A 25,284-nucleotide genomic window follows, 5' to 3' on the forward strand; every position below is an offset into this window, starting at 1 on the left:
ATTTTTTTGGAAATAGCTAAAATATCAGTTCATTATTTCTTACACCTTGTTTTCCCGGTGTTTATTGCTTTGTTTTTTTTCAGACAAAACTGGAAAAAAGCTTATCTCATCATGCTATGCACTATGCTGGTAGATGTAGACCATCTTTTAGCAACACCCATGTTTGACAGCCATCGTTGTAGTATAGGTTTTCATCCTTTGCATTCTTATTATGCAATAGTAGTTTATGCGTTAGGAAGTATCTTTTTAAAAGGAGATTACAGAATAATTTCGGTGGGATTATTGTTTCACATGCTGACCGATTTTCAAGATTACTATTGTTGGAATTAGAAAAAGTTGTATTTTTATTGTGCTAATACAATAATCATGAATCTAAAAGGACTTTTTCAGTGGACAGTTTATATTCCGATAATTTCTGCTTTTTTCTACTCTTCGGGTTTGTTAGCTCAGGAAGGATGGTTTAGTGTAATAGGTGCTTTTCTACTTATAGGAAGTGTCTTATCTGCGGTGCATCATGCAGAAGTAGTGGCACATAAGGTAGGTGAGCCTTTCGGAACCATTATTTTGGCGATATGTATTACTATTTTAGAGGTTTCTCTTATTATTTCACTCATGATTGCTGGCGGAGAAAAAGCAATGACCTATGCCAGAGATACCGTGTTTGCAGCGATTATGTTGATTCTTAACGGTATATTGGGGGTCTGCATTTGGATTGGAGGGGTAAAGTTCAAAGAACAGTTTTTTGCCCAATCATCTACCACTACTTCTTTGGTGAGTTTAGTAGCCATTTTAGTGATGACTCTAATTCTCCCTAATGTTACGGTAAGTGAGGCAGGACCTTTTTATAATACTTCTCAACTTATTTTTGTTTCCCTTGCCAGTTTGTTAATTTATGGTACTTTTTTAATGGTACAAACGGTGCGCCACAGAAATTATTTTATAGTAGCTGGGGATAAAGAAAAACCAGCAAATCCGCCTACCTTAAAGAAAACCTTTCTAAGCCTTGGCTTGTTGATTGTCTGTTTGGCAGTGGTTGTTTTTATGGCCAAAGCATTATCTCCTGCCATAGAAGGATTGGTTGTAAAAATGGGCGCTCCAAAAACTTTAGTAGGAGTAATCATTGCAGCAGTAGTACTACTTCCCGAAGGAATAGCAGCCATAAGAGCCGCTTATAATAATAGAATTCAATCTTCCCTTAATTTGGCTTTAGGTTCTGCATTAGCAAGTATAGGTCTCACAATTCCTGCAGTTTCCGTGGTTTGTATTTTATACGATATCCCATTGGTTTTAGGGATTGATAAGATTTCGATTATACTTCTGAGTCTCTCTGTATTTACTGCAATGCTGTCTCTAAGTCGTGGAAAAACGAATATTCTCTACGGAATGGTACTATTGGTAAACTTAGCAGCTTATATTTTCTACATTATTGTTCCTTAAGAGAGTTTTCTTGCCATTTCCATTTTATAAGCCATCAGATTTGCAATATTTTCTGCTTTTGTTTTGGCAGAATCTGCTATTTCCCCAGTGAAGTTTTCATCAATAGTTTGTTTCCAGAGCTTTAGCCACGTTTCGAAATGGTGTTTTTCCATAGCTGCCATTTCGTTGATGGGATAATGTGCTCCCATGGGATTTCCATCAAATTTTACAGTGGCAAACAATACAGATTCCCAGAAAATGTACATTTTGGGCAAGTGTTTTTTCCAATTGACTTGTGCTAAATCATTAAAGAAAAAGCCAATTTCGGAAGTCTTTACTTTATCATAGAAAGCATTGACCAGAATTTTTATATCATGGGTTGTTTTGATATCTTCCATGGCGCTAAATTAAGATAATTTAATCTTATTTCTATAGTTTTAACTTTTTTCTACATTTGTGTTATGGGAAAACTCAATCAAAAAATTAAAGAAGAAAAAGACAGCGGCTTTTCTACAGTGGTTTCCGGAAGATTTACCAACAAAGACGGAAGGTACAATGTAAAGAGAAAAGGGGTCAATTTGTTTGACAGATACAGTTGGTATCATACTTTTTTGCTCTTGCCAAGGTTTAAATTTATTGGGATTTTGGTGATAGCATACGTAATTGCCAACCTTATTTTCGCATCTATATATTACGCCATAGGAATAGAGCACCTTACAGGAATTGATAAAAGTTCACCCGTTCGAGAATTTGTAGATGTTTTTTTCTTTAGCGCACAGACTTTTACTACCGTAGGTTACGGCAGAATAGCACCAGTGGGGGCATTGGCTAGTTTTGTAGCCACTTTCGAAGCGTTTTTAGGATTGCTTTGTTTTGCAATAGCTACGGGTTTATTCTACGGAAGATTTTCTAGACCTAGAGCTTTTATTAAGTTTAGCGAAATTGCTGTAGTAGCACCTTTTGAAGAAGAAATGGCCATCATGTTTAGAGCAGCTCCTTTCAAAAACAATATGCTTTCTGAGGCAGAAGTTACCATTACTGCAGCGATTGAAGAAACTAAAAATGGTAAATTGGTAAGTAAATTTTATCAATTAGAGCCTACACTCCAAAAAATTAATAGCTTTAGCCTCAACTGGACCATTGTACATAAAATAGATAGCAATTCTCCGTTTTATGGTTACACAAAAGAAGATTTTAACAATACAGATATCGAGTTAATCATTATGATTAAAGCTTTTGATGAAGTTTTTGCAAATACAGTGGTGCAAAGAACGTCATATATTACTTCAGAAATTATCTATGGCGCACAGTTTTTGCCAATGTATCATTCTTCCAAAGACAACAAAACCACCATTTTGGATTTGGATAAGATTGATGAATACAAAAGAGTTGAATGATAATAGTAAATGAAGTTTCGTTTGAAAAATTTGAATTTTTTTCAATAAATCTAACCTTTTCATGCAATTTTGAAACTTAGAGAATGGATTTAGAATTTTATAAAAGCCAAGCTTTACAAAAGAATAAAGAACATAAAAAGTTTTTAGAGAGCCTAAAAAAGAAACCTCCGAAAAACTTAGATTATGTTGTACAAGATACTCATGATGAGGTTTTTGAGGAGATAGATTGCCTAGAATGTGCCAATTGTTGTAAAACCACAGGCCCTCTCTATACTGAAAAAGACATCGAAAGAATTGCAAAACATCTCAGAATGAAACCTGCAGATTTTGAAGCTAAATTTTTAAGAACAGACGAAGACCAGGATAAAGTTTTGCAAAATCTCCCTTGTTTTTTCTTAAATGATGACAATACGTGTAGCATATACGAAGTAAGGCCAAAAGCGTGTAGAGAATATCCGCATACCGACCGAAAAAAGATTTATCAAATCAATAATCTTACTTTAAAAAATACGGTGATTTGCCCTGCCGCTTATGTTTTTGTAGAAAAGATGATGGAAAAAATACGTTGAATTGCGTGAGCGATAGTAGCGGAAATCCTTTTTTGTGGCTGGTTTAGCATGGAAAAAAGATTGCAGCGGATAGCGCGGTCTTTTCACAAAAAAGTGAGGGATATTGGCTTTGGATTTTATGAAAAGACACGCCCAAAAATAAAAAGCCTCAGATTGCTCTGAGACTTCTTACCTTTCAAATTTACTTTTTATATTATGGGTTGATGATGAAAATCAAAAATTAGACAACACCCTGAGCAAGCATAGCTTCTGCTACTTTTACAAAACCTGCAATATTAGCTCCTTTTACGTAGTTTACATAGCCTGTTTCGTCTTTTCCGTATTTCATACAAGCATTGTGAATGCCAATCATTATTTCTTTTAATCTGGCATCTACTTCTTCCGAAGTCCAGTTCAATCTAATGGCATTCTGTGTCATTTCTAAACCAGAAGTGGCTACACCACCAGCATTTGAAGCTTTGCCCGGTGAGAATAAAACGTGATTGTCTAAGAAATAATTGATAGCGTCTAAAGTAGATGGCATGTTAGCCGCTTCTACCACACACATACAACCATTTTCTACTAATTTTTTAGCGTCTTCTAGGTCTAGTTCGTTTTGGGTAGCAGATGGTATTGCTACATCACATTTCACTTCCCAAGGTCTCTTGCCAGCATGGAATTCTGCGCTTGGATATTGTTTTACGTAATCTTCAGCTCTGTTGTTACCAGATGCTCTTAGCTCTAGCAAATAATCAATTTTTTCGCCAGTAATTCCGTCTTTGTCATATACATAACCGTCTGGTCCAGAGATGGTAACAGCTTTGCCGCCTAGTTCTTCAATTTTTTTGATAACGCCCCAAGCTACGTTTCCGAAACCTGATACGGTAACCGTTTTACCTTTGAAATCTTGACCTTTAGTTTTTAGCATTTGTTCTCCGAAGTAAACTACACCGTAACCAGTAGCTTCTGGTCTAATGAGTGAGCCTCCGTATGCTAAGCCTTTACCTGTAAGAACTCCGGTAAATTCGTTTCTAATTCTTTTATATTGTCCGAAAAGATAACCAATTTCTCTAGCACCTACGCCTATATCACCAGCAGGAACGTCTGTTTCAGGCCCGATATGTTTGCACATTTCTGTCATAAATGATTGGCAGAAACTCATCACTTCACGGTCAGATTTGCCTGTAGGGTCAAAATCAGAACCTCCTTTTCCTCCTCCCATTGGTAAGGTTGTCAATGAGTTTTTGAAAACTTGCTCAAACGCTAAAAATTTTAATACCGATAAATTTACCGTTGGATGAAATCTAATCCCTCCCTTATATGGTCCGATAGCAGAATTCATTTGGATTCTGAAACCTCTGTTAACTTGTATTTCGCCTTTATCATCTACCCAAGGAACACGGAAGATAATCACTCTTTCTGGTTCTGCCATTCTTTCTAAAAGCTTCATTCCTCTATATTCTTTTTTTGTTAATATAAATGGAATTACGGTAACCGCCACTTCTTTTACTGCTTGTAAAAATTCTGGCTCGTTAGGATTTTTTGCTTCTATTTTTGCAATGAATTCTTGGATTTTTTGTTCAGCATTATAATGTTCCATAGATGTTATGAATTAATACAGACAAATTTAATTTTTTTTTCTATTCTTGCAAGGGTATTTTTAGGTTTATTGATAATAATATAATTTATGTTAAAAAATTTGATAATTTCATAATTTCAATCTGTCTTTTTATAAATATGCAGATAAATTATGAATTTTTAAAGAATTTTAGAATCAATATATTTTTTAAGCGATTGAATATTGTTTCCCAGAATGAGCCTTTATATATGATTTTAGCTCTAAATCTAGTAAAATTGGCAATAATTTAAAGGGTGGTATTTCTAATTTTTCACTTAAATCATCTAAAGAAATTTGCTTGTTTTTAGCAATACAATCATAGATAGGTTGTGCCTCTTGATTCAATGTAATCATCTCAGGTTCAAAAAGACTCGGAATATTTGTTTTTTCCTTATTTAAACCTAACTCATCCAAAATATCTTGATACTTACTGATGATTCTAGCTTTGTTCTGAGAAATGATAAGATTACAACCTTGGCTGTAGGGGTCAGAGATTTTGCCCGGTAATGCATATACCTCTCTATTGTAACTATTGGCATAGCTTACAGTACTCATAGAGCCTCCGCCAAAGGCCGTTTCTACCACAATGGTCAAGCCCGAAAAACCCGCCACAATTCTATTTCTTTGTAAAAAATGTTCTCTATCGGGCTTTTCATTAGAAGTAAATTCTGAAAGAATGGCGCCCCCTCGTTCAAGCATTTCTTTAGCTAATTTTTTATGCTGCGAAGGGTAGAGCAAATGTAGACCATGAGCTAATACACCCACAGTAGAGATATTGTTTTTAAGTGCTTCGGTGTGTGCACAGCCATCTGTTCCAAGTGCTAATCCGCTTACAATCAATAGGTTTTTGTCTTTTAGTAATGTCATAAGTTCCTCTATGAAAGCTTTTCCATAGGGCGTCATATTTCGGGTTCCTACGATAGAGACGGGGATCAAGTTTTCATCATATTCTCCTTTCTGATAGAGAATTGCAGGGGCGTCATCACATTGAGAAAGTAATTTGGGGAGTTGGTTGTGATGGCGTAGTAGAATTTTGATATTGTTTTTTTCGCAAAAATTAAGTTCATTTTCTGCGAATTTTAAAAATTCTTCGTTGCCGATGTCTTTAATGATTCGGCTGCCAAATCCTGGGATTTCTTTTAAAAGCTTTTTTGATAAAAGCCAAGCTTCCTTTGCGGAACCAGCGGCTTCTATCAATTTCATAAAATTTACATCCCCGATGTGAGGAGTAGCTCGTAATGCAACTGAGTATAAGACTTCTTCCTGAAACATTCCCAAAAATAGCAAAATTATTTCTTTCTAATCTCATCTAGTCTTTCCCAAATGTCATCTTTTTTAAGTTTTGGCTTTTCTGTGAAGTGTTCAGGATGGTTCTGTATGTATTCTTGCCATAGTTTATCATCTTTTTCACTATAATAATTAGGAAATTCCCAGATAAATCTTTTCTTTTTTTCCTGGTGTTTTTTCCTAAAAATAATTGCCAATGCTAAGCCTACCACAGCGCCTGAAAGATGTGCCTGCCAAGAAATTTTGCTGGGTTGGTCTAATTGATAAAACAATTCTTCCGGAAATATCCCCCAAATCAAACTCCCATAATATAAAGCGACTACCAAGGCTACTGCCAATAAAGTTTTATCTTTTCTGAAAATACCGCTAAAAAAAATGAAAAAAGCCAATAGATAGACAATTCCACTTGCACCAATGATGCAACTGTAAACAGGTTCTTGACCAAAAAAATTCATCGGGGGCAGCAACCAAACTATCAGCCCAGTGCTTATCCAACCCCATAATAAAACTTGATTGGCCAATTTAGGATAAAACTGAAAAAGCATGAAAAATAATACTGCAATAGGAACTGAGTTTCCGGCGATATGCTCTAAATTTCCATGAAGAAGTGGCGAAAAGACAACTCCCTTTAAACCTTCTGGAACTAAAGGAATTAGAGAGCCATCGCAATGGTCGATGAGGCCTATATTTTGCATAAAAAATCCAATCCACATTGCAGAAAGCATGAGCAGAGGCGCAATTATAGATTTTTTATGGATGACGTTCTTTATCATGATGTATTAAGACTCAAATTGATTGCCAAAGCAATTTTATGGAAAAAATGGCTAATTTTGTTATGAATTTGTTGAAATTATAGACAAAAAGTAACATTTATGCCCTATTGTGTAAGCTTAAAACAAATACATATTGTATTTTTGAGGCATAATAACTTATACAATCAAATATTGAAAGGACAGATGAAAAAGTTTTGGGTTTATTTTTTAATTTTTTGGGGAGGTAATGTTTTTTTCGGACAAATTAATGATTCCAAAAAAATAATCGATTCACTTACGGCAAACAGCTGGAGAAAAAGCCTACCTGATATAGACAGCATCACAGAAGCATCTCTTGTAGGTATTAAAATAAAAGTCAAAGATACCATCATCTTAAAATCGACCAAAGTACTTCCTGAATTGGGCTACGAGGTGCCAATTACTCCTTTTCAACTCATCAAATATAAAGAAGACAAAAGTTGGTTCTTCTTCGGACAAAACAGCTTAGTCTTTAACCAAGCAAGTTTTAGCAATTGGAATTCTGGAGGAAATAACAACATTGGGTCTATTGCTAAAGTGAACTATAACCTTAGTTTTAAAAAAGGAAAACACTTCCTCGAAAACAACTTTCAGTTAGGTTATGGTTTTGTTGCCAATAAAGGTCAAACAACGAGAAAAACAGAAGATTATATCAATATTATGTCTAATTATGGATACGATATTGGCAGAAATTATTATCTCTCAGCAGGTTTGCAATTTGTTTCTCAATTTGCTCCGGGATATGATTTTACAGCAACTCCAGACCCTAACTATAATGATAGAATTTCAAAATTTCTCGCGCCTGCTTTTGTCAATTTAGGGGTCGGTATTTCCTACAACCCCAGCGAGAATTTTCAGGTCATAGTAAGACCAATAAACGGCAAATTTACCATCGTTAATGACCCCTTGCTTCAAAAGAAAGGGATGTTTGGTCTAGAAAAAGATGGAGAAAGCCTTAGAAAAGAACTCGGGACTATGGTCAATTTTCTATACCGAATTAAAATTTACAAAGACATTAATCTGGTCAATAAGTTAAATTTCTTTACCAATTATCTTTCTCACACCGAAAGAGTAGACATTGCCTACAGCGGAACATTAAATCTTAGACTTAACAAGTTGATTTCTACAACAATAACGGGTGATGTTTTGTATGACCATGACCAGATAGCTAAGCTTCAAGTTAAGCAAACCCTTGGCATTGGATTTATCTACAACATAGGGATTGAAGAAAAACCTAAACCTAAAAAACTGATAAAGCCTTTTGCTAATTAAATAATATTAAGATGATGAAAAAAATTTTACTCGCAACATTTGCTTTTTTTGCTGTAGGAGCGTCTGCGCAAGAAAAACCTGTAGATTCTACAAAACATTGGTCTGTAATAGGTCAAAATACTTTAATGCTTAACCAAGCTGCTTTTTCTAATTGGGTAGGTGGAGGTGCCAATAGTTTTGGCTGGCTCGCTGGGGTAAATTATAATTTAGTCTATAAAAAAGACAAAAATTTACTAGAAAATACAATCATTCTAGGTTATGGGCAAAACAACACACAAGGTCTTGGCACTAGAAAAAGTCAAGACATTATTAATTTGGCTTCTAACTACGGATATGAAATTGGAAAAAATTGGTACGCTTCTGCTGGGGTTGGCTTTATCTCTCAATTTACCAATGGTTACGAAGATGGTAACAATCCTGCAGCGAAGAAAATTTCTAATTTTATGGCTCCTGGTTACCTTTCTCTAGGCGCTGGTTTTACCTACAGACCTAGCGAAAACTTTACTTTAACTCTTAGGCCTGCCAACGCCAGATGGACTTTTGTACTAGATAAAGAACTACAAAAAGCTGGAAATTATGGCTTAAAAAATGATGGGGATTCTTCTCTTTTCCAATTGGGTTTCTTTGCAGGCTCTACTTATAAATTAAAACTAATGGAGAACATTACCCTTCTTAATAATGCTTCTGTTTTTTCTAATTACTTAGACCACCCAGAAAGATTAGTGCTAAGTTACGGCGGAGTTCTGAATATGAAAATTAATAAATTCATCTCTACCAATGTGACTCTAGATTTATTATACGACCATAATCAAATTATGAAAACCCAGCTCAAACAAACTCTAGGAGTAGGTTTTGCTTATAATATTGATAATGGAGTGAAATTTAAAGAAGACAAAAGAAATAAAGATTGGAAATAGATTCTACCGAAACCACTGCTCGCCAGTGGTTTTTTTATGCATTCCAAAATTCTCTATCTAGACTTCTATATTGTATGGCCTCTGAAATATGATGAGATAATATATTTTCAGAAAGTTCTAAATCTGCTATGGTTCTAGAAACCTTCAAAATCCTGTCATAAGCTCTTGCCGAAAGATTGAGCTTTTCCATCGCGTTTTTAATCAAATTTTTACTGTCGTCATCCAAAATACAATATTTTTCAATTTCTTTTGGCCCAATCTGCGCATTGTAGTTGATTTCTAAATCTTTGTAACGTTCGGTTTGCATTTCTCTAGCTTTCAGTACTCTTTCCCGAATCGAAATACTGCTTTCGCCTTTTCTTCGGTCAGATAATTGCTCGAATTCTACTTTTTGAACCTCTATATGAATATCAATTCTGTCTAAAAGTGGCCCAGAAAGCTTGTTCATATACCGTTGCATCTCAAACTGAGAAGAAGTGTTATTAGGATCATCAGGGAAATAACCACTTGGGCTAGGGTTCATACTGGCAACCAGCATAAAACTGGCAGGATAATTTACGGTAAATCTAGCTCTAGAAATGGTGACTTCTCGGTCTTCTAAAGGTTGTCGCATTACTTCTAAAACCGTTCTTTTAAATTCTGGCATTTCATCCAAAAACAAAACCCCATTATGAGCCAAAGAAATCTCACCAGGTTGAGGATAACTTCCTCCGCCAACCAATGCCACATCAGAAATGGTGTGATGCGGACTTCTAAACGGGCGAACCGTCATCAACGAAGAATTTTTCTCCATTTTGCCAGCTACAGAATGAATTTTGGTGGTTTCTAAAGCTTCTTTGATGGTTAAAGGGGGCAAAATACTTGGTACTCGTTTTGCCAGCATTGTTTTTCCGCTTCCGGGTGGACCAATCAAGATAATATTGTGCCCGCCTGCCGCCGCCACCTCCATCGCTCTTTTAGCAGTTTCTTGACCTTTCACTTCTGAAAAATCGTACGGAAAATTATCTATTTTTTCTTGAAATTCTTTTCTGGTGTCAAATTCGGTTCTCTCAAGAGGAATTCCCTCGTTGAAGAAATCAATCACTTGCTTTATATTTTCTACGCCATATACTTCTAGGTTGTTAACGATAGCAGCTTCTCTGGTGTTCTGTTTAGGGAGAATAATCCCTTTGAAACCTTCTTCTCTGGCTTTTATAGCAATCGGCAAAACTCCTTTTATAGGTTGCAAACCTCCGTCTAGCGAAAGTTCACCCATAATGATGTATTTTTCTAAATTTTCGGCATTAATGAGATCAGAAGCCGCCAAAATCCCAATCGCAATGCTCAAATCATAAGCAGAACCTTCTTTTCTAAGGTCTGCAGGTGCCATATTGATGGTGATTTTTTTTCCAGGAATTTTGAAACCTACATTTTTGAGCGCAGCATTGATTCTGTAACTGCTTTCTTTGATGGCATTATCAGGAAGACCGACCAAATGGTATCCTATTCCAGGAGAATCTACATTAACTTCTATTGTGATGGTTTGGGCTGAAACACCGTGTATTGCACTTCCATAGATTTTTACAAGCATCGTTACTAGTTTTGTTTGATGTAAAAATAAATAAAAAATTTTAATCAAAAAAAGAGAGATAGTAACAACTAGATAGAATTTGGTTTAAAATATTTAAAAAACTTCTTTATAATAACCAAAAAACTCTCTGGAAACAGCATAGAAGTCTCGCCATTCAAAATAATTTGGACTTGCGCTTTCTATGTTCTGAAATCCTTGTTTTCTGAAAAGCATTTTAGTTCTGGTCTGGTGAAAATATTGCGAAACGCAAATTGCTGTTTTATAGTCTAAGCTGTCTAAAATTTTAATTGAATTTTCTACCGTTTTTTCGGTGTCATTCCCGAAATTATCAACGATAATATTTGGGCTTGAAATCTGATTTTCAATAAGATATTTCTCCATTTCGTTGGCTTCCCAAAATCCTTCTTTTCCTAAACCACCGCTTACAATAATTTTCTTTACTCTTCCGTTTTTGTACAATTCAATGCTTTTGTCAAGTCTGGCTTTCAATCTGTCAGAAAGAGTTCCGTCTTTATTTACTTTATTTCCTAGAACAATGGCTACATCTGCTTTGGTGTTTTTGTCATTCAATCCGTCAAAAATAATAAAAATGGAATGTGCTAAAAACCAAATCCCAAGAAAAGAAAAAACTATTTTGAAAAACTTTTTCACGAATTTTTATCTGTAATTTTTATCTAAAAACCAAAAGAATTCTTCCATTCTATAAATATTATTCGCTATTAAAAAGACGAATAAAATCCCAACAAAAACCGTAAGAAAAGAAAGCATTTTCGGAGAATTTTTATATCCGAAAAACAACCAACCGAGCATCATAGGAACTACGAAAATAAAATGTCCGCCGTAAATGTAAGAAGTGTGCAGACCAAATTTTAAAACACAATGAATGATGATATCCACAAAAAACGAAAGCATCAAAATCTGAACAAATTTGTTTTTGAAATTTTTAAAATAACTCCAAAAAACGAGAATAAGAACCGCCGCAACAAATAGGTAAGGAATTACAGACGAAAAAACATCCATAAAAATAGCGTTGTAATGGAAACCTTTTTTATTGTGATAATCTCTCACCACGAAATTTGAAAAAATCATATTTCCCCCGAAAAACCAAGACGAAATCATATCCCAAAGTGGTGTAACTTTTGGCTTAGAAAATTTCTCGTATTGTTCGCCCGTTTTCGTGAAAATTCTCATATAATCCCAATCTAATCGGTACAAAAACAACAAAACGAAAACCGCTGCTGAAATCACAACTCTAATCACAGCATTGAAAAATGTTTTGAAATTTTTGAATAAATTTTTCTCAAAAAGTATGGGGATATAGACTTTTACAATATTGGTAATCGTTAAACCACCAACTAAAACCGAAGCAAAAGTTAAAGGAAATAGAGAAATTTTCTTTTCTTTTTTGAGTTTTGCCGCTGCGTAATAATTAAAAGCTATCAAAAAAAGCAAGGTGTAAGTATAAGTTTCTGGCGTGAAAGAAAGTAAAATAGGAGTCGTGAAAAATGCAAAGAAAACTGTAATTAATAAATTGATTTTCAATGGAATTCTAACGATGTTTCTTAAATATTTGAATAATTGAACTAAAGCCAAACTCACCGCAAAATTGCTAAACCAAGCCAAAACCAATCGAAAAATTTCGTTCTTTTTACCCTCTGAAATCCAAAGTGCAAATTTTCTAATCCAATCGAAGAAATAATTAGAAAGCGGATGCCTCTCAAAACCACCACCTGTCATTATAATCGAACGATTGTCAAAACTAAAATACGCGTCCCAAGGAATTCTATCGTCAAATATAATTCTGTAATTCAGTGCGATATACGTCCCTAAAACTCCGTAAGATGTAAGGAAAACGATGAACAAAATCCATTCTACCAGATTGCTCGGGAAAATCAGTTTTAAAGTGTCTTTGACTTTTTTCAAGGATAAAATTTTTGCAAAAATAAATTATTTCAACACAATGAGTGGAAATAATTTTTTACTTTATTTATAATCTCTACAGAGATTGAACGTTGATAACGCAGATTTTACGGATTAAAGCAGATTTTCTATTTTATTTTTACAGAAGATTAAATTTATTCAAAAAAATATCAGTGAAAAATCTGTAAAATCAGCGTCATTTGTGTTCCAAAAAAAGGACTAAGAAGAACAAGAAAGCGAACTACAACCAACTACACCTTCATATTTTTCTGGTCTTTTTACTGAAAATTCTGGATAGATTTCTTCGTAAGGTTTTTGCAAAGCATTCCAAAGTTTGTCAAATAATTCTGTTTTTCCTTCTTCCATTTCTGCAATGCAATCGTAAAGCAAATAGTTTCTCAATACAAATTTCGGATTGGTTTTTTGCATCAATTTTCTGCTTTCTTCCCTAGAAATTTGATTGTTTGAAAGTCTTTGTCTATAATTTTCTACAAATTCTATCACCAAGGTTTCATGTTCCTTATTCAAATTCTGATAGAATGATTTTTTGAAATGTTCTACAATATCCAAACCTTCTTCAAGTGTTTCTAACTGATTGAAAAACAACGTATAGTCTGTAGAAATTTCTTCCATTAGTTTTTGCCAAGAAGTGAAAAAATCGGCGTCATATCTTTCTAGTTTTTCAAACCCAAATTTCTTAGCCATCATTTCATCGTGCTTTTTCCAAAACATTTCACTGTAATCAATTAAGATTTTTTCCAGCGCTGCTTCATCTTTAATTAAAGGAAAAAGTGCATTGGCTAATTGAATTAAATTCCAATGAGCAATGTGTGCTTGTTTGCCAAAAGCGTATCTTCTTCCTGGTAAATCGGTAGTATTTGAAGTAAAATTGAGATTGTATTCATCTAAAAAGGAGAATGGTCCGTAATCAATGGTGTTGCCAATAATGCTCATATTATCGGTATTCATCACACCATGTGTAAATCCTACACGAATCCATTCTACAATCATATCGGCGGTTTTTTCACCTGCTTTTTTAAAAAATTCTAGATATTTATCTGTTGAATTTTTATCGATTTCTGGGAAATAATTTTCGATGGTAAAATCTGCAAGTTTTTGTAAAGTATCCAATTCATTTCTTGCAGCTAATAATTCAAAATGCCCAAATCTTAAAAAGGTTTCGGAAGTTCTGATGACAACGGCGCCTTGTTCGAAATCAACATTTCCGTTGTACATAACGTCTCTAGCCACTTTTTCGCCAGTTAAAGAAAGAGAAAGCGCTCTAGTTGTAGGAATTCCTAAATGAAACATCGCTTCACTCATCAAATATTCTCTTATGGAAGAACGAAGAACTGCTCTACCGTCTGCATGACGAGAATAGGGAGTGGCACCAGCTCCCTTCCATTGGATTTCTGTAAATTTTCCTTCAGAATTTTGAATTTCTCCTGCGTAAATTGCTCTTCCGTCACCTAATTGTCCTGCCCATTGCCCAAACTGATGTCCTGCATAAGCCGTGGAAAAAGTTTTTAGATTTTCTGGAAGCTGAGTGGCGTTTAAGAAGTCTTTATCTTCTTGATTTTCAATGCTTCCAAGTCCTATTTCTTTGGCTAAATTTTCGTTGAAATGAAGCAACATCGCTTTTTTAAAACCATAAATTTCAGTGAGAGCAAAAAAGAAATTAGGGGTTTGCCTTTGCGCAGGATTTCCAGAAAAATCTCCCGGAAAAATTTCCAAATATCGTTGTGTAATTGTAGCTAAATTCATTTTGCAAAACTAAAGCATTTCCCACAAAAAACCGCTTCAAAAAGATTGAAACGGTTGATATGTTTTATTGATTAAAATCGATATCTTCTTTGTTGAGTTTATCGTTCATGTTTTCTTCCTTAGGCTTAGCTTTAGGCTTTTCTTCTACCGGTTTAGGATTTTTGATTTGGTCTAGCGTTTGTAAACCGCCTTCGTCACCATAACCACTGCCCATACCTCTTAGGTCGTCACAGCCGCCGTTCCAATCAGATGGTTTTATAAACTTATCATCAGGGAGAATGCCGAGAGATTTGTCTGCCCAAACTTTTTTCATAAATATACCCCAAATAGGAAGTGCCATTCTAGCACCTTGACCTTCGCCAGTGCTCCAAAAGTGGGTAGCTCTGTCTTCCCAGCCAACCCAAACTCCTGTGGCTAGGTTAGGGGTAATTCCCATAAACCAACCGTCTGAGTTGTTTTGTGTAGTTCCAGTTTTGCCTGCAATTTCTACTTCTGCCGGGATGCCTAATCTTCTAAGTTCTCCTGAAGCTGTACCAAATTTAGTAACGCCCATCATAAGGTCTACCATGGTGTAGGCGTATTTTTCGTTCATTACTTCTTTGGTTTCATTTTTTACTTCTTTAATTACCCTACCATTGGCATCTTCTATACGCCATATCATCTCTGGTTTTACATAATTTCCAAAGTTTCCGAAAGTACTATAAGCGCCAAGCATTTCGTAGATGGTGATGTCAGATGAACCTAAAGCTACTGCAAGTTGTCCTCTTGGAATTTCTTCAGTTACACCTAGGTCTCTTGCTAGTTTAATCACATTGTCAGGGCCTGCCATATCCATTAACCTAACAGCAACTGGGTTGAGAGAATTGGCTAATGCTTGTCTTAATGTAGGATTTCCTCCTCTACCAGGAACTCTATAACCTCTTTCGTTAAATGTGGCATTAGATACGGTAGAACAAGGGGTCATACCCAAATTCATAATGGCGGTAGCGTAAACAAAAGGCTTGAAAGTAGAACCTACTTGTCTTTTTCCTTGTTTCACATGGTCATATTGGAAATGCTGCCAATCAATACCTCCTACCCAAGCTTTGATTTCCCCAGTTCCGGGGTTCATAGACATCAATCCTGCTTGTGCAATTTGTTTGTGATATCTTATAGAATCGTAAGGTGACATTTCTGTTTCTTTTTCGCCTTCCCAAGTAAATATTGAAGTTTTGGTTGGTGTCTTGAAATCCATCATAATAGAATCTTCAGAAACGCCAGCGGCTGCCAACTGCTTATATCTTCCGGTACGTTTCATGGCCTGAAGCATAATTTTGTCGATTTCATTTTTCTTTAAGAAATAGAAAGGTCTATTAGGATTTCTTCTTTGTTCTGCGTCAAAGCCTTTTTGTAGATTCGTTAAATGTTCTTTTATTGCTTCTTCCGCATATTTTTGCATTTTAGAATCTAAAGTAACATAGATTTTAAGACCATCACGGAAAAGATTGACGTTTTTACCTGTTTCTTTTTCGTATTCTTCTAAATATTTTTGAATTTCTTTTCTTAAGAAGAATTTGTAATAAGCAGAGTAACCATCGCTTACGTTTTCTACCGGGTGAAAATCTACATTGATTGGTTCTGCTATTACTTTATCATGTGTAGTTTGGTCTATATAGCCGGTTTCTAACATCTGATCAAGAACTACATTTCTTCTCTTAATAGCTCTATCCATGTACCTTATAGGGTTGTTTCTTCTCGGATTTTCTAGCATAGCTACAAAAGTAGCCGCTTCAGAAAGTGTAAGGTCTTTGGCAGATTTATTAAAATAAACTTTAGAGGCGAGTTCTATACCATTTGCATTATGTAGAAAATCGAACTTGTTAAAATATAAGGTTACAATTTCCTCTTTGGTATATCTTTTCTCAAGACTTACGGCTACTACCCATTCTTTAAGCTTTTGGATAGCTCTCATGATGGGATTTGTAGATGGGTTTTTAGTAAATAATAACTTTGCAAGCTGCTGAGTAATGGTAGAACCGCCACCTCTGGCGCCTCCATATCTTATGGCTCTACCTATAGACTTCATGTCGATACCAGAATGCTCTCTAAATCTTTCATCTTCTTTAGCTTGTAATGCATAGATTAAATGTTGAGGCAAATCTTTATAAGTAACAGGGATGGTCTTTTCTTTTTCAAATTTACCCAATAATACCCCGTCAGAAGAGATGATTTCTGAAGCTACATAAATATCGGGATTTTCTAGTTCTTGCACATCTGGCATGTCACCAAGGAATCCTTGAGAAACGGCAAAAAATAGAAACGCAATTCCTAGTACTACTGCAGCTAAGCCTGTCCAAATGTACTTTACCCATTTTTTATAGCCTTGCTTGTTACCGTTCTTTTTAGGAGGAAGCGGAAATGTATGCGTGCTCCCTTGTTTTATCGTGTTTTCCATAGATGATTATGGTTGAGTTGAATTTTCAATTTTTACGCCAATGTCTTCTATACCTTTTAAAGTTTTAGTTCTCATCCCATGTTGCAAGGTAATTTGGTATTTACCATTGCTCGGAAATTTAAACTGAGTTTGGTATAAAAACAAGGCTTCCTTTGTCTCTCCAAATCCCGTACCAATCCATTCTCCTGTAGGTTTGGCAAGTAGGTAATTCAAAGTGTCTACTTTTGAGGTTTTTTCCTTTTCTGCCTTGAAACTCGAAATTAAAAACAAATTATTATAAGGATATTGATTGTTATTTCTTACAATAAAAATGATGTTTTTCGGCTGTTCAGCATCTTTGATATCAAAAACAAATGTTTGTTTCTGGTTTTGTCCCCATTGATTATTGATTTCTTTCATCTGCACGTCTTCATTATTCGGAGCGCAACCAATAACTGTAAGTAAAACGAAAAATATCAAAAAATATTTATTCATTGTTTTTTCTTTTGGGTGGAAACTTCTTTTTATGTTTGAATGGTTTTTTCTGGTCTTTTTGTTCAGGATTTCTTTTTTCAGCAGTATTTTGTTGGTTTTCACTACTGTTGTTAGGGGTTTTGTTGTTGTTTTGTTGGAAATTTCCTTTGTTTCTTTGCTTATTTCTTTTCTTTTCGAAACGGTCTAGATTGTTTTCTTGAATTAAATCGACTGTGACAGGTTTATCATCTAAGGCAAATGACTTAAGGTCCTCTAGTGGAGTAGCTTTTTTGCCTTTTTTGTTCATAGAAATCATCTTTTTCACATCTGCTACATCTATGTCATACCAAGCCATAGAATTTTCTACATAAGCAAACCACATTTTACGTTTGAAAACATCTATTTTTATACAAAAAGCTCTTCCTTTTTCGGTGTCTAATACCGTGTTAGATGAAGGGAAATCATTCAGCGCATCTACATAACTGTCGAGCTCAAAATTAAGACAGCATTTCAACTTACCACATTGACCAGCTAGTTTAAGAGGATTAATGCTTAACTGCTGGTATCTTGCTGCATTGGTATTTACAGACCTAAAATCAGTAAGCCACGTAGAACAACATAATTCTCTTCCGCAAGAGCCTATGCCTCCTACTTTGGCAGACTCTTGTCTATAACCAATCTGCTTCATATCTATCTTGGTTTTGAAAGCAGAAGCGTATTCTTTAATCAATTGGCGGAAATCTACTCTTCCCTCCGCGGTATAATAAAATGTTGCTTTTGCACCATCACCTTGATATTCTACATCGGTAATTTTCATCTCAAGATGTAGATTTTTAGCAATTTTTCTAGCTTGTATTTTTACAGATTCCTCTTTTTTTCTAACCTCTTGCCATATTTCTATGTCTTTTTGGCTAGAAATACGATAAATTTTGGGAGCAAGCTCTTCGTTGAAGTTTTTTTTCTTCATCTGAATTCTTACCAATTCTCCAGTAAGGCTTACCACGCCTATATCATGGCCCGGATTAGATTCTACAGTTACTACGCTTCCTAAGTGCAAAGGAAGTTGGTTTACATTATGATAATAGCTCTTTCTATCGTTTTTAAACCTCACCTCTACCATTGGGCATTTGCTCTGTTGAGGAGCCTTTACCGTAGAAAGCCAGTCAAAAACATTTAATTTATAACTATTGCCACAAGTGTCTACATTAGAACAACCTGTGGTGCTTTTTGTAGCACATGAATGTGTAGAATCTCCGGATGTATTACATCCACAACTCATATATTATATTTTTAATTCTTGCAAATTTAGTATAATTTTTAAATTCTAAAGATAAATAATTTTTTTAGGAGATTCTTACTTTTTTAATTTTTATTATTATTGTTAATTTAACAAAAACATTGAATATAATTTAATAAAATGTGATTTTTGATATCGAATCTATATTAAAAACAATGGCCTTCTAATGCATTACATAACGATTGTTTAACAAATATTTTATTAAACAAGCGTTTAATTATTTGAATCGTATGATTTCTTAAGTGTCTTGTAATGAATTATTTGTGAGTTTTTAATTGTTTTGATGTAAAATAAACAATGGAGTTTGATAACAAATTGTTTAATTTTTTTAATTTAATTTTAACATTTATACATAAAATAATTTTATATTTGGCACATTAATAATTAAATAACATGAAAAGAATTTTAATAACTACAGCTCTATTGGCCGGCGTTATGACTTATGCTGGGGGATTTAGAGTTTCTCTACAAGGAGTTAAGCAACTTGCAATGGCGCACACAAGTGCACACGCCGAAGACGCAAGTGTTGCTTTTTTTAACCCTGCAGGGATTTCATTCATTCCTAACAAACTTAGTGTTGCAGTAGGTGCATTTGGTGCAAAAAGTGAAGTTGAATACCAAAATCTTTCTACGCTTCAATCCTTCAAAACAGACAACCCATTAGGAACCCCTCTTTATGCAGCGATTGCTTATAAAGTGAGCAATACCATTTCATTAGGGCTTAGTGTGGCTACGCCTTTTGGAAGTACCGTAAAATGGGCTGATGACTGGGCAGGAAATGAAATGGTACAAAAAATGGAACTGAAGAGTTTCTATTTTCAACCAATGGTTTCTTTCAAGTTCAATGAATGGGCTTCTATAGGAGGTAGCTTTATTTATGCGAAAGGATTAGTAGATTGGGATAAAGCGGTAAATCAATTAGGAGGTACTCTTAATATCAATGACGAAAAAGCTTCAGGTACTGGTTTTGGGTTTGGTTTTTATTTTAAACCAAGTGATAATCTAGATGTAAGTATTGCATATCGTTCTCCAGTAGAAATGGAGGCAAAAAACGGAACAGCAACTTTCAATATTTCATCTGCTCTTTATCCTAATTTAGGACTTAATGCTCAAGGACAAGATTCGTTTACTGCTACTCTGCCTCTAGTGGAAGAGTACACCATTGGGGTAACCTATAAAGTAACTCCTAAATGGCTAGTTTCTGCTGATTTCAACTACCATGGTTGGGAGAGATACAACAAATTGACGCTTGACTTTGCTAATGCTCCTATTGGTAACCAAGCAGACCCTACTATTTTAAGTACTCCTAAAAACTTCCACAATGCTAAAACTTTTAGATTCGGTACACAATATATGTTTACAGACAAATTTGCCGGAAGATTAGGTTACTATTATGATGAATCTCCTTATACTGATGAGTATTTTATCCCAGAAACTCCATCTTTTGATGCAAGCGTGGTTACAGGAGGTATCGGGTACAAATTCGGAAAACTAGGGGTAGACCTCTCTGCTGCTTTTTCTTTCCCAGAATCAAGAGAGGTAAAGAACGCATATTACAATTTCTATGGACAAGCTAAAGCAAAAGCAATGTACTTTGGACTAGGCTTATCTTATAATGCATTTTAATTTTATAAAACTATGAAAAAGATATTAATTTCTTCTTTAGCCGTTGCTGGTTTACTTTTTACCGTAAGTTGTAATACTGATTTTGAAACGGATGTTAAAGATGTAAAAGTAACTAACGGAACCGCGGATTTTACAAAATATGTGGCACTAGGAAACTCTCTTACTTCAGGGTATAGAGATGGAGCACTCTACCTAGATGGACAAAACGAATCTTATCCCTCTATGATTGCTCAACAAATGAAATTGGCAGGTGGAGCGGCTAATTTTTCTCAACCTTTAATGTCAGATAATTTAGGGGGTATTCCAGCGGTAGGTATTTCTAATAAATTGATTTTAGCGGTTTCTGCTACAGGGGCATTGTCTCCTACAGTGGCTTCAGGCTCTGCAACCAATACCATCGCTAATATTTACAAGCCTGAATCTCCTATTTATAATTTAGGGGTGCCTGGTGCTAAGTCTTATCATTTAGTGGCTCCTGGGTATGGAAATGCTGCAGGATTAGCTACGGGTACCGCAAACCCATATTTTGTAAGATTCTCTTCATCTCCTACTACCTCAGTATTAGCAGATGCTATGAAAATCAACCCTACATTTTTCTCATTATGGATTGGGAATAATGATGTTTTAGGATATGCAACTTCTGGTGGAGATGGCTCTAACCCAATCACTACTGAAGCTTTATTCACTCAAGCTTATACTGCATTAATTACTACTTTGACCTCTGCTGGTGCTAAAGGAGTGGTTGCAAATATACCAGAAGTAACTACCATTCCATTTTTTACAACGGTACCTTACAACCCTGTTCCTCTAGACCAAGCATCTGTGACAGCCTTGAATGCCCAAGTTTTCGGACCACTTAAACAAATCCTTACGGCTTACGGACAAGGCTCTAGATTGAATTTATTAGGACTAACTAATAATCCATTGTTAATCAAAGACGAAAGCCTTACCAATCTATCTACCCAAATTACTACTGCACTTATCGGAGCAGGTGTAAACGCTCAACAAGCAGGTTTGATGGGAATGGTTTTTGGACAAGCAAGACATGCTACCAAAGCAGACTTAATTCCGCTTACAACTTCTTCTGTAATTGGTACTGCTCCTAGCTCTCCTTTGGCAGTGGCTCCTTTTAATAAGTATGGTGTTACTTTCCCATTAGAAGATAAACATGTGCTTATGGCAAATGAAGTAGCAGAAGTGTCTACCGCAACTGGTAAGTTTAATGATATCATCTACAGTTTAGCATCATCTAAAGGCTTAGCTTTCGTAGACGCAAATGCTAAAATGAAAGAACTTTCTAAGTCATCAGGAATCCAATTTGATGGAGTAAAATATACAGCAAGATTTGTAACCGGAGGAACCTTCTCGCTCGATGGGGTGCACCTTACAGGAAGAGGTTATGCGGTTATTGCTAATGAATTTATAAAAGCAATTAATAATAAGTATGGCTCAACGTTGCCAATGGTAAATCCAAATGGTTATTCTGGGGTTACATTCCCTTAATAAATAAATTTTTTTATTAAAACCACCTGATGTTTTTCAGGTGGTTTTATTTTTTTAAATTTGCACAAGTAAAAAAAGTAAAAATGTTAGATCAAGCTACCTATTTGTTTAGTACCAGAACCAGTAAAGTATTAGCAGAAAAAATCGCCGCTCACTACGGTCAAGAATTAGGAAAAATTAATTTCCAACAATTCAGTGATGGTGAATTTGAACCCGTTCTAGACCAATCTGTAAGAGGTGGAAGGGTTTTTCTAATTGGCTCTACGTTTCCTCCAGCAGATAATCTTCTTGAACTATTGTTAATGATAGACGCGGCTAAAAGAGCTTCAGCTAAAAACATTACCGTAGTAGTCCCTTATTATGGTCTTGCTAGACAAGATAGAAAAGATAAACCAAGAGCACCTATTGGCGCCAAGTTGGTAGCCAATCTACTCACTGCAGCTGGCGCTACCAGAGTAATGACAATGGATTTACACGCAGACCAAATTCAAGGTTTCTTTGAAATTCCTGTAGACCACCTATATGCTTCTACTATTTTTGTAGATTATATAAAGTCATTAAATCTGGATAACCTTACCATCGCTTCACCAGATATGGGAGGCGCCAAAAGAGCGAAAAACTATGCCGGTTATCTAGGAGCTGAAGTTGTAATCGCTTATAAGGAACGAAAAAAAGCAAATGTGGTAGAAGAAATGTTCCTAATTGGGGATGTTAAAGACAGAAATGTAATCCTTATTGATGACATGGTAGACACTGCAGGCACACTTTGCAAAGCAGCAGAAATTCTAATCAAAAATGGAGCAAAATCAGTAAGAGCAATGGCTACCCACGCTGTATTTTCGGGTAAAGCCTATGAAAATATAGAAAATTCTCAAATCAGCGAGGTTATCGTAACAGACACAATACCAGTAAAAACGGAATTATCCTCTAAAATCAAAGTGCTAAGCTGCGCTGCTCTTTTTGCTGATGTTATGAAAATGGTGCACGAACATAAATCTATTAGTGATAAATTTATCATTTAATAAAAAAGTAGTATATTTGCACCCTGAAATTTTAAATATTTATAAATGAAATCTATTACAATTCAAGGACAGAAAAGAGAAAACGTGGGCAAAAAGTCTACAAAAGCTCTACGTGATGCTGAATTAGTTCCTTGTGTTGTTTATGGAGGTGAGCAACCAATCAATTTCTCTACTGCTGAGAAATCGTTCAAAAACTTGGTTTACACTCCTGATGCACACACGGTAGTAATTGAGCTAGAAGGGAAAAAAATTGATGCTGTTTTACAAGACATCCAATTTCACCCAATTACAGACAAAATCTTACATGCAGACTTCTATCAATTGAGCGCTGATAAACCAGTAGTTATGGAAGTACCAGTAAGAATTACAGGTCGTGCTAAAGGGGTTGTTGCTGGGGGTGTTCTAAGACAATCTTTCAGAAAATTAAGATTAAAAGCTCTTCCTGCTAACTTACCAGACGAAATCGTAATTGATGTTACTCCACTTAGAATTGGTAACAAATTGTATGTTGGAAGCATCAAAAACGAAGCTTACACTTTCTTGCACCCAGACAATGCAGTAGTAGCTGCTGTTAAGATGTCTAGAAATGCTATGAAAGGTGGCGCTGCTGTTATGGATGACGATGATGATGAAGAAACAGAAGGTGCTGCTCCAGAAGCAGAAGCTGCATCAGCAGAATAATTTGAATCTTTTTTCAAAACATACCAAACCATCGAATTTTTTCGATGGTTTTTTTATGTCTAAAATTTTTTTAATTTTAAATTTAACTTTTTAAAGAATTCATTATCAAAGATAAGAATGCCAATCAATGAAGCTCACGGATAAAGAAATAATCATGCTGATGTCTCAGTCCCAAACCTCTGAAAAAGGTTTGAGAGCGATGATGGATACCTACCAAAGTAGACTCTATTGGCACGTTAGAAGGCTAATTGTGCAACATGATGTGGCGCAAGATGTATTGCAAGATACTTTTATTAAGGCTTTTCAAAATTTTGCCCAATTCAAAAATGATAGCCAACTCTACACTTGGCTCTACAGAATTGCCACCAATGAAGCCTTGCAACAATTGGCAAAAATGAAAAAAATGCAAAAATCAGACGAAGATGCAGAGAATCATATGCAGAGATTAGTAGCAGATAACGCAGACCACAATGCAGAAGAAATTCAGATTTTGTTACAAAAGGCCATACAAACATTACCAGAAAAGCAAAAATTGGTTTTCAACATAAGGTACTATGATGAATTGCCTTTTGAAGAAATAAGTAAAATTCTAGACATGAGCGTAAGTACTTGCAAGACAAATTACCATTACTCCAAAGAAAAAATAGAAAATTACATCAGAGAAAACCACGAATTATAAAAGATAACCATCAAAAATAGAAGTGATGAAAGAATTAGATTTAGATAAATTAGAACGCAAAACCCCTTATACAACTCCAGAGAATTTTTTCGAGGAGATGCAAGCCAATGTTCTGAAACAAACCACTCTGAAAAATAAAAAAGAAACCAAAATCTTTAAACTTAATTTTTCTACCCTAACTTCTATGGCTGCATCATTGGTCCTTGTCTTAGGGTTTACTTTCCTTTGGAAAACCAATCAAGCAGATATTACAACGACAACAGAAACAGATAGCGTGGTCAACGTAAAAACGCATGCTAAAGAAACTAATATGCTAACTAACCAAGACATAACCACCGTCACAGAAGTGCACCAAGTCGCAAAAGAAATACAGAAACAATCAGAAACTACAAAGGCTAATGTACCCACTTCTGGTACTGCTTCTGACATAAAAACAACCGCCAAAGCTGCAGACTTAAATTATGACCAACTCCTTAATTCTCTTACAGACGAAGAGTTGAAAGAACTAAGCAAAAACACAGACCAAGATATATATTTAGAACTTTTTAATTAAAAAATGATGAAAAATACAATATACACCTTATTCCTCTTGATTTTTTTTGTGACCACAAAAGCGCAAGAAACCCCAAGACCAGACTTTAAAAACATGTCTCAGGAACAACGAAGAGAATATATTAAAAACCTTTCTCCTGAACAAAGAATGAAGCTAATGCATGATGCTGCCGCTATGATGACCATCAGAAACCTACAAGTTCCCGCAGAAAAGCAAGAAGCTTTTAAAAAGTTACTCTTTGAATATGGCCAAAGCCAAAAAGCCATCAAAGACAAATTTAAAAACAATAATGTTTCTGAATTTGATTTATCAGACGCAGAAGCGAAAAAATTACTCGACCAAAGTTTTGACCTAGGCCAACAATTGCTCAACAATAGAAAGGTGTATGCAGAAAAATTCTTGAAAATATTAACCCCTCAACAAGTTCTTAAACTCTTTAAACAAGAGGGTAAAATGAGAGAAAAATTGATGGAAAGAAGAGATAAAATGGGACCACCTCCAGGTCGTGGACCTATGATAGATGTTCAATAATGGTT

The 25,284-nt window shown here is 35.2% G+C and carries 24 protein-coding genes; 13 read left to right on the forward strand and 11 right to left on the reverse strand.

What is annotated here, in order from left to right:
- Positions 1-6: 6 nt before the first annotated feature.
- On the forward strand, positions 7-330 hold the full coding sequence (locus tag IEW40_RS06315; protein ID WP_308421286.1) for a DUF6122 family protein: 324 nt from the start codon (positions 7-9) through the stop codon (positions 328-330).
- Between the two features lie 36 nt (positions 331-366).
- The gene (locus tag IEW40_RS06320; RefSeq protein ID WP_188617228.1) at positions 367-1,437 is read left to right on the forward strand and encodes a calcium:cation antiporter; all 1,071 of its coding nucleotides are present in this window, start codon (positions 367-369) and stop codon (positions 1,435-1,437) included.
- Here the strand turns inward: IEW40_RS06320 and IEW40_RS06325 are convergent.
- Entirely contained in the window at positions 1,434-1,814 is a 381-nt protein-coding gene (locus IEW40_RS06325) for a group III truncated hemoglobin (protein ID WP_188617229.1), read from the reverse strand. The two genes, IEW40_RS06320 and IEW40_RS06325, sit on opposite strands and share 4 nt — an antisense overlap.
- A 63-nt stretch (positions 1,815-1,877) precedes the next feature.
- On the opposite strand from IEW40_RS06325, the gene IEW40_RS06330 reads away from it, so the two are divergent.
- Positions 1,878-2,813, forward strand: coding sequence for an ion channel (locus IEW40_RS06330; RefSeq protein WP_188617230.1), 936 nt, complete (start codon positions 1,878-1,880; stop codon positions 2,811-2,813).
- Positions 2,814-2,896: 83 nt separating this feature from the next.
- Entirely contained in the window at positions 2,897-3,382 is a 486-nt protein-coding gene (locus tag IEW40_RS06335; RefSeq protein ID WP_188617231.1) for a YkgJ family cysteine cluster protein, read from the forward strand.
- 220 nt (positions 3,383-3,602) lie between these two features.
- Here IEW40_RS06335 and gdhA read toward each other — a convergent pair whose 3' ends face one another.
- The 3 genes from gdhA to IEW40_RS06350 all read right to left on the reverse strand — a co-directional run bounded on the left by gdhA (position 3,603) and on the right by IEW40_RS06350 (position 7,039).
- Positions 3,603-4,961: an NADP-specific glutamate dehydrogenase gene (gdhA, locus tag IEW40_RS06340; RefSeq protein WP_188617232.1), complete on the reverse strand. Its 1,359-nt coding sequence runs from the start codon at positions 4,959-4,961 to the stop codon at positions 3,603-3,605.
- 186 nt (positions 4,962-5,147) lie between these two features.
- Positions 5,148-6,251 (reverse strand): DNA-processing protein DprA, encoded by a 1,104-nt coding sequence (gene dprA / locus IEW40_RS06345; RefSeq protein WP_188617500.1) that lies wholly within the window; start codon positions 6,249-6,251, stop codon positions 5,148-5,150.
- 17 nt (positions 6,252-6,268) lie between these two features.
- The gene (locus tag IEW40_RS06350; protein ID WP_188617233.1) at positions 6,269-7,039 is read right to left on the reverse strand and encodes a rhomboid family intramembrane serine protease; all 771 of its coding nucleotides are present in this window, start codon (positions 7,037-7,039) and stop codon (positions 6,269-6,271) included.
- A 183-nt stretch (positions 7,040-7,222) separates the two neighbouring features.
- On the opposite strand from IEW40_RS06350, the gene IEW40_RS06355 reads away from it, so the two are divergent.
- A complete protein-coding gene (locus IEW40_RS06355) occupies positions 7,223-8,329 on the forward strand; it encodes a DUF3078 domain-containing protein (RefSeq protein ID WP_188617234.1) in 1,107 nt (368 codons plus the stop codon).
- A gap of 14 nt (positions 8,330-8,343) precedes the next feature.
- Positions 8,344-9,246 (forward strand): DUF3078 domain-containing protein, encoded by a 903-nt coding sequence (locus IEW40_RS06360; RefSeq protein WP_188617501.1) that lies wholly within the window; start codon positions 8,344-8,346, stop codon positions 9,244-9,246.
- Positions 9,247-9,280: 34 nt separating this feature from the next.
- Here IEW40_RS06360 and IEW40_RS06365 read toward each other — a convergent pair whose 3' ends face one another.
- The 7 genes from IEW40_RS06365 to IEW40_RS06395 all read right to left on the reverse strand — a co-directional run bounded on the left by IEW40_RS06365 (position 9,281) and on the right by IEW40_RS06395 (position 18,666).
- Complete coding sequence (locus IEW40_RS06365) at positions 9,281-10,816, reverse strand: YifB family Mg chelatase-like AAA ATPase (protein WP_188617235.1); 1,536 nt, start codon at positions 10,814-10,816, stop codon at positions 9,281-9,283.
- Between the two features lie 93 nt (positions 10,817-10,909).
- The gene (locus IEW40_RS06370) at positions 10,910-11,467 is read right to left on the reverse strand and encodes a YdcF family protein (RefSeq protein ID WP_188617236.1); all 558 of its coding nucleotides are present in this window, start codon (positions 11,465-11,467) and stop codon (positions 10,910-10,912) included.
- Between the two features lie 6 nt (positions 11,468-11,473).
- Entirely contained in the window at positions 11,474-12,739 is a 1,266-nt protein-coding gene (locus tag IEW40_RS06375; RefSeq protein ID WP_188617237.1) for a DUF6080 domain-containing protein, read from the reverse strand.
- A gap of 216 nt (positions 12,740-12,955) precedes the next feature.
- A complete protein-coding gene (locus IEW40_RS06380; RefSeq protein WP_188617238.1) occupies positions 12,956-14,500 on the reverse strand; it encodes a protein adenylyltransferase SelO in 1,545 nt (514 codons plus the stop codon).
- A 64-nt stretch (positions 14,501-14,564) separates the two neighbouring features.
- Positions 14,565-16,934, reverse strand: coding sequence for a penicillin-binding protein 1A (locus tag IEW40_RS06385; RefSeq protein ID WP_188617239.1), 2,370 nt, complete (start codon positions 16,932-16,934; stop codon positions 14,565-14,567).
- Positions 16,935-16,940: 6 nt separating this feature from the next.
- Positions 16,941-17,408, reverse strand: coding sequence for a gliding motility lipoprotein GldH (locus tag IEW40_RS06390; protein ID WP_188617240.1), 468 nt, complete (start codon positions 17,406-17,408; stop codon positions 16,941-16,943).
- Entirely contained in the window at positions 17,401-18,666 is a 1,266-nt protein-coding gene (locus tag IEW40_RS06395; RefSeq protein WP_188617241.1) for a PSP1 domain-containing protein, read from the reverse strand. The genes IEW40_RS06390 and IEW40_RS06395 overlap by 8 nt, the downstream gene beginning before the upstream one ends.
- A gap of 411 nt (positions 18,667-19,077) precedes the next feature.
- Here IEW40_RS06395 and IEW40_RS06400 point away from each other — a divergent pair, with 411 nt between their 5' ends.
- The 7 genes from IEW40_RS06400 to IEW40_RS06430 all read left to right on the forward strand — a co-directional run bounded on the left by IEW40_RS06400 (position 19,078) and on the right by IEW40_RS06430 (position 25,279).
- Positions 19,078-20,310 carry an OmpP1/FadL family transporter gene (locus tag IEW40_RS06400; protein WP_188617242.1) on the forward strand — a complete coding sequence of 411 codons (1,233 nt, stop codon included), beginning with the start codon at positions 19,078-19,080 and terminating at the stop codon, positions 20,308-20,310.
- A gap of 12 nt (positions 20,311-20,322) precedes the next feature.
- A complete protein-coding gene (locus tag IEW40_RS06405; protein ID WP_188617243.1) occupies positions 20,323-21,813 on the forward strand; it encodes an SGNH/GDSL hydrolase family protein in 1,491 nt (496 codons plus the stop codon).
- 83 nt (positions 21,814-21,896) lie between these two features.
- A complete protein-coding gene (locus tag IEW40_RS06410; protein ID WP_188617244.1) occupies positions 21,897-22,835 on the forward strand; it encodes a ribose-phosphate pyrophosphokinase in 939 nt (312 codons plus the stop codon).
- 45 nt (positions 22,836-22,880) lie between these two features.
- Entirely contained in the window at positions 22,881-23,516 is a 636-nt protein-coding gene (locus IEW40_RS06415; RefSeq protein ID WP_188617245.1) for a 50S ribosomal protein L25/general stress protein Ctc, read from the forward strand.
- Positions 23,517-23,643: 127 nt separating this feature from the next.
- Positions 23,644-24,195, forward strand: coding sequence for an RNA polymerase sigma factor (locus tag IEW40_RS06420; protein WP_188617246.1), 552 nt, complete (start codon positions 23,644-23,646; stop codon positions 24,193-24,195).
- Positions 24,196-24,220: 25 nt separating this feature from the next.
- Positions 24,221-24,748, forward strand: coding sequence for a hypothetical protein (locus tag IEW40_RS06425; protein WP_188617247.1), 528 nt, complete (start codon positions 24,221-24,223; stop codon positions 24,746-24,748).
- A gap of 3 nt (positions 24,749-24,751) precedes the next feature.
- A complete protein-coding gene (locus tag IEW40_RS06430) occupies positions 24,752-25,279 on the forward strand; it encodes a hypothetical protein (RefSeq protein WP_188617248.1) in 528 nt (175 codons plus the stop codon).
- The last annotated feature ends 5 nt before the right edge of the window (positions 25,280-25,284 follow it).

This window comes from Cloacibacterium rupense (assembly GCF_014645495.1).
Lineage (GTDB): Bacteria > Bacteroidota > Bacteroidia > Flavobacteriales > Weeksellaceae > Cloacibacterium > Cloacibacterium rupense.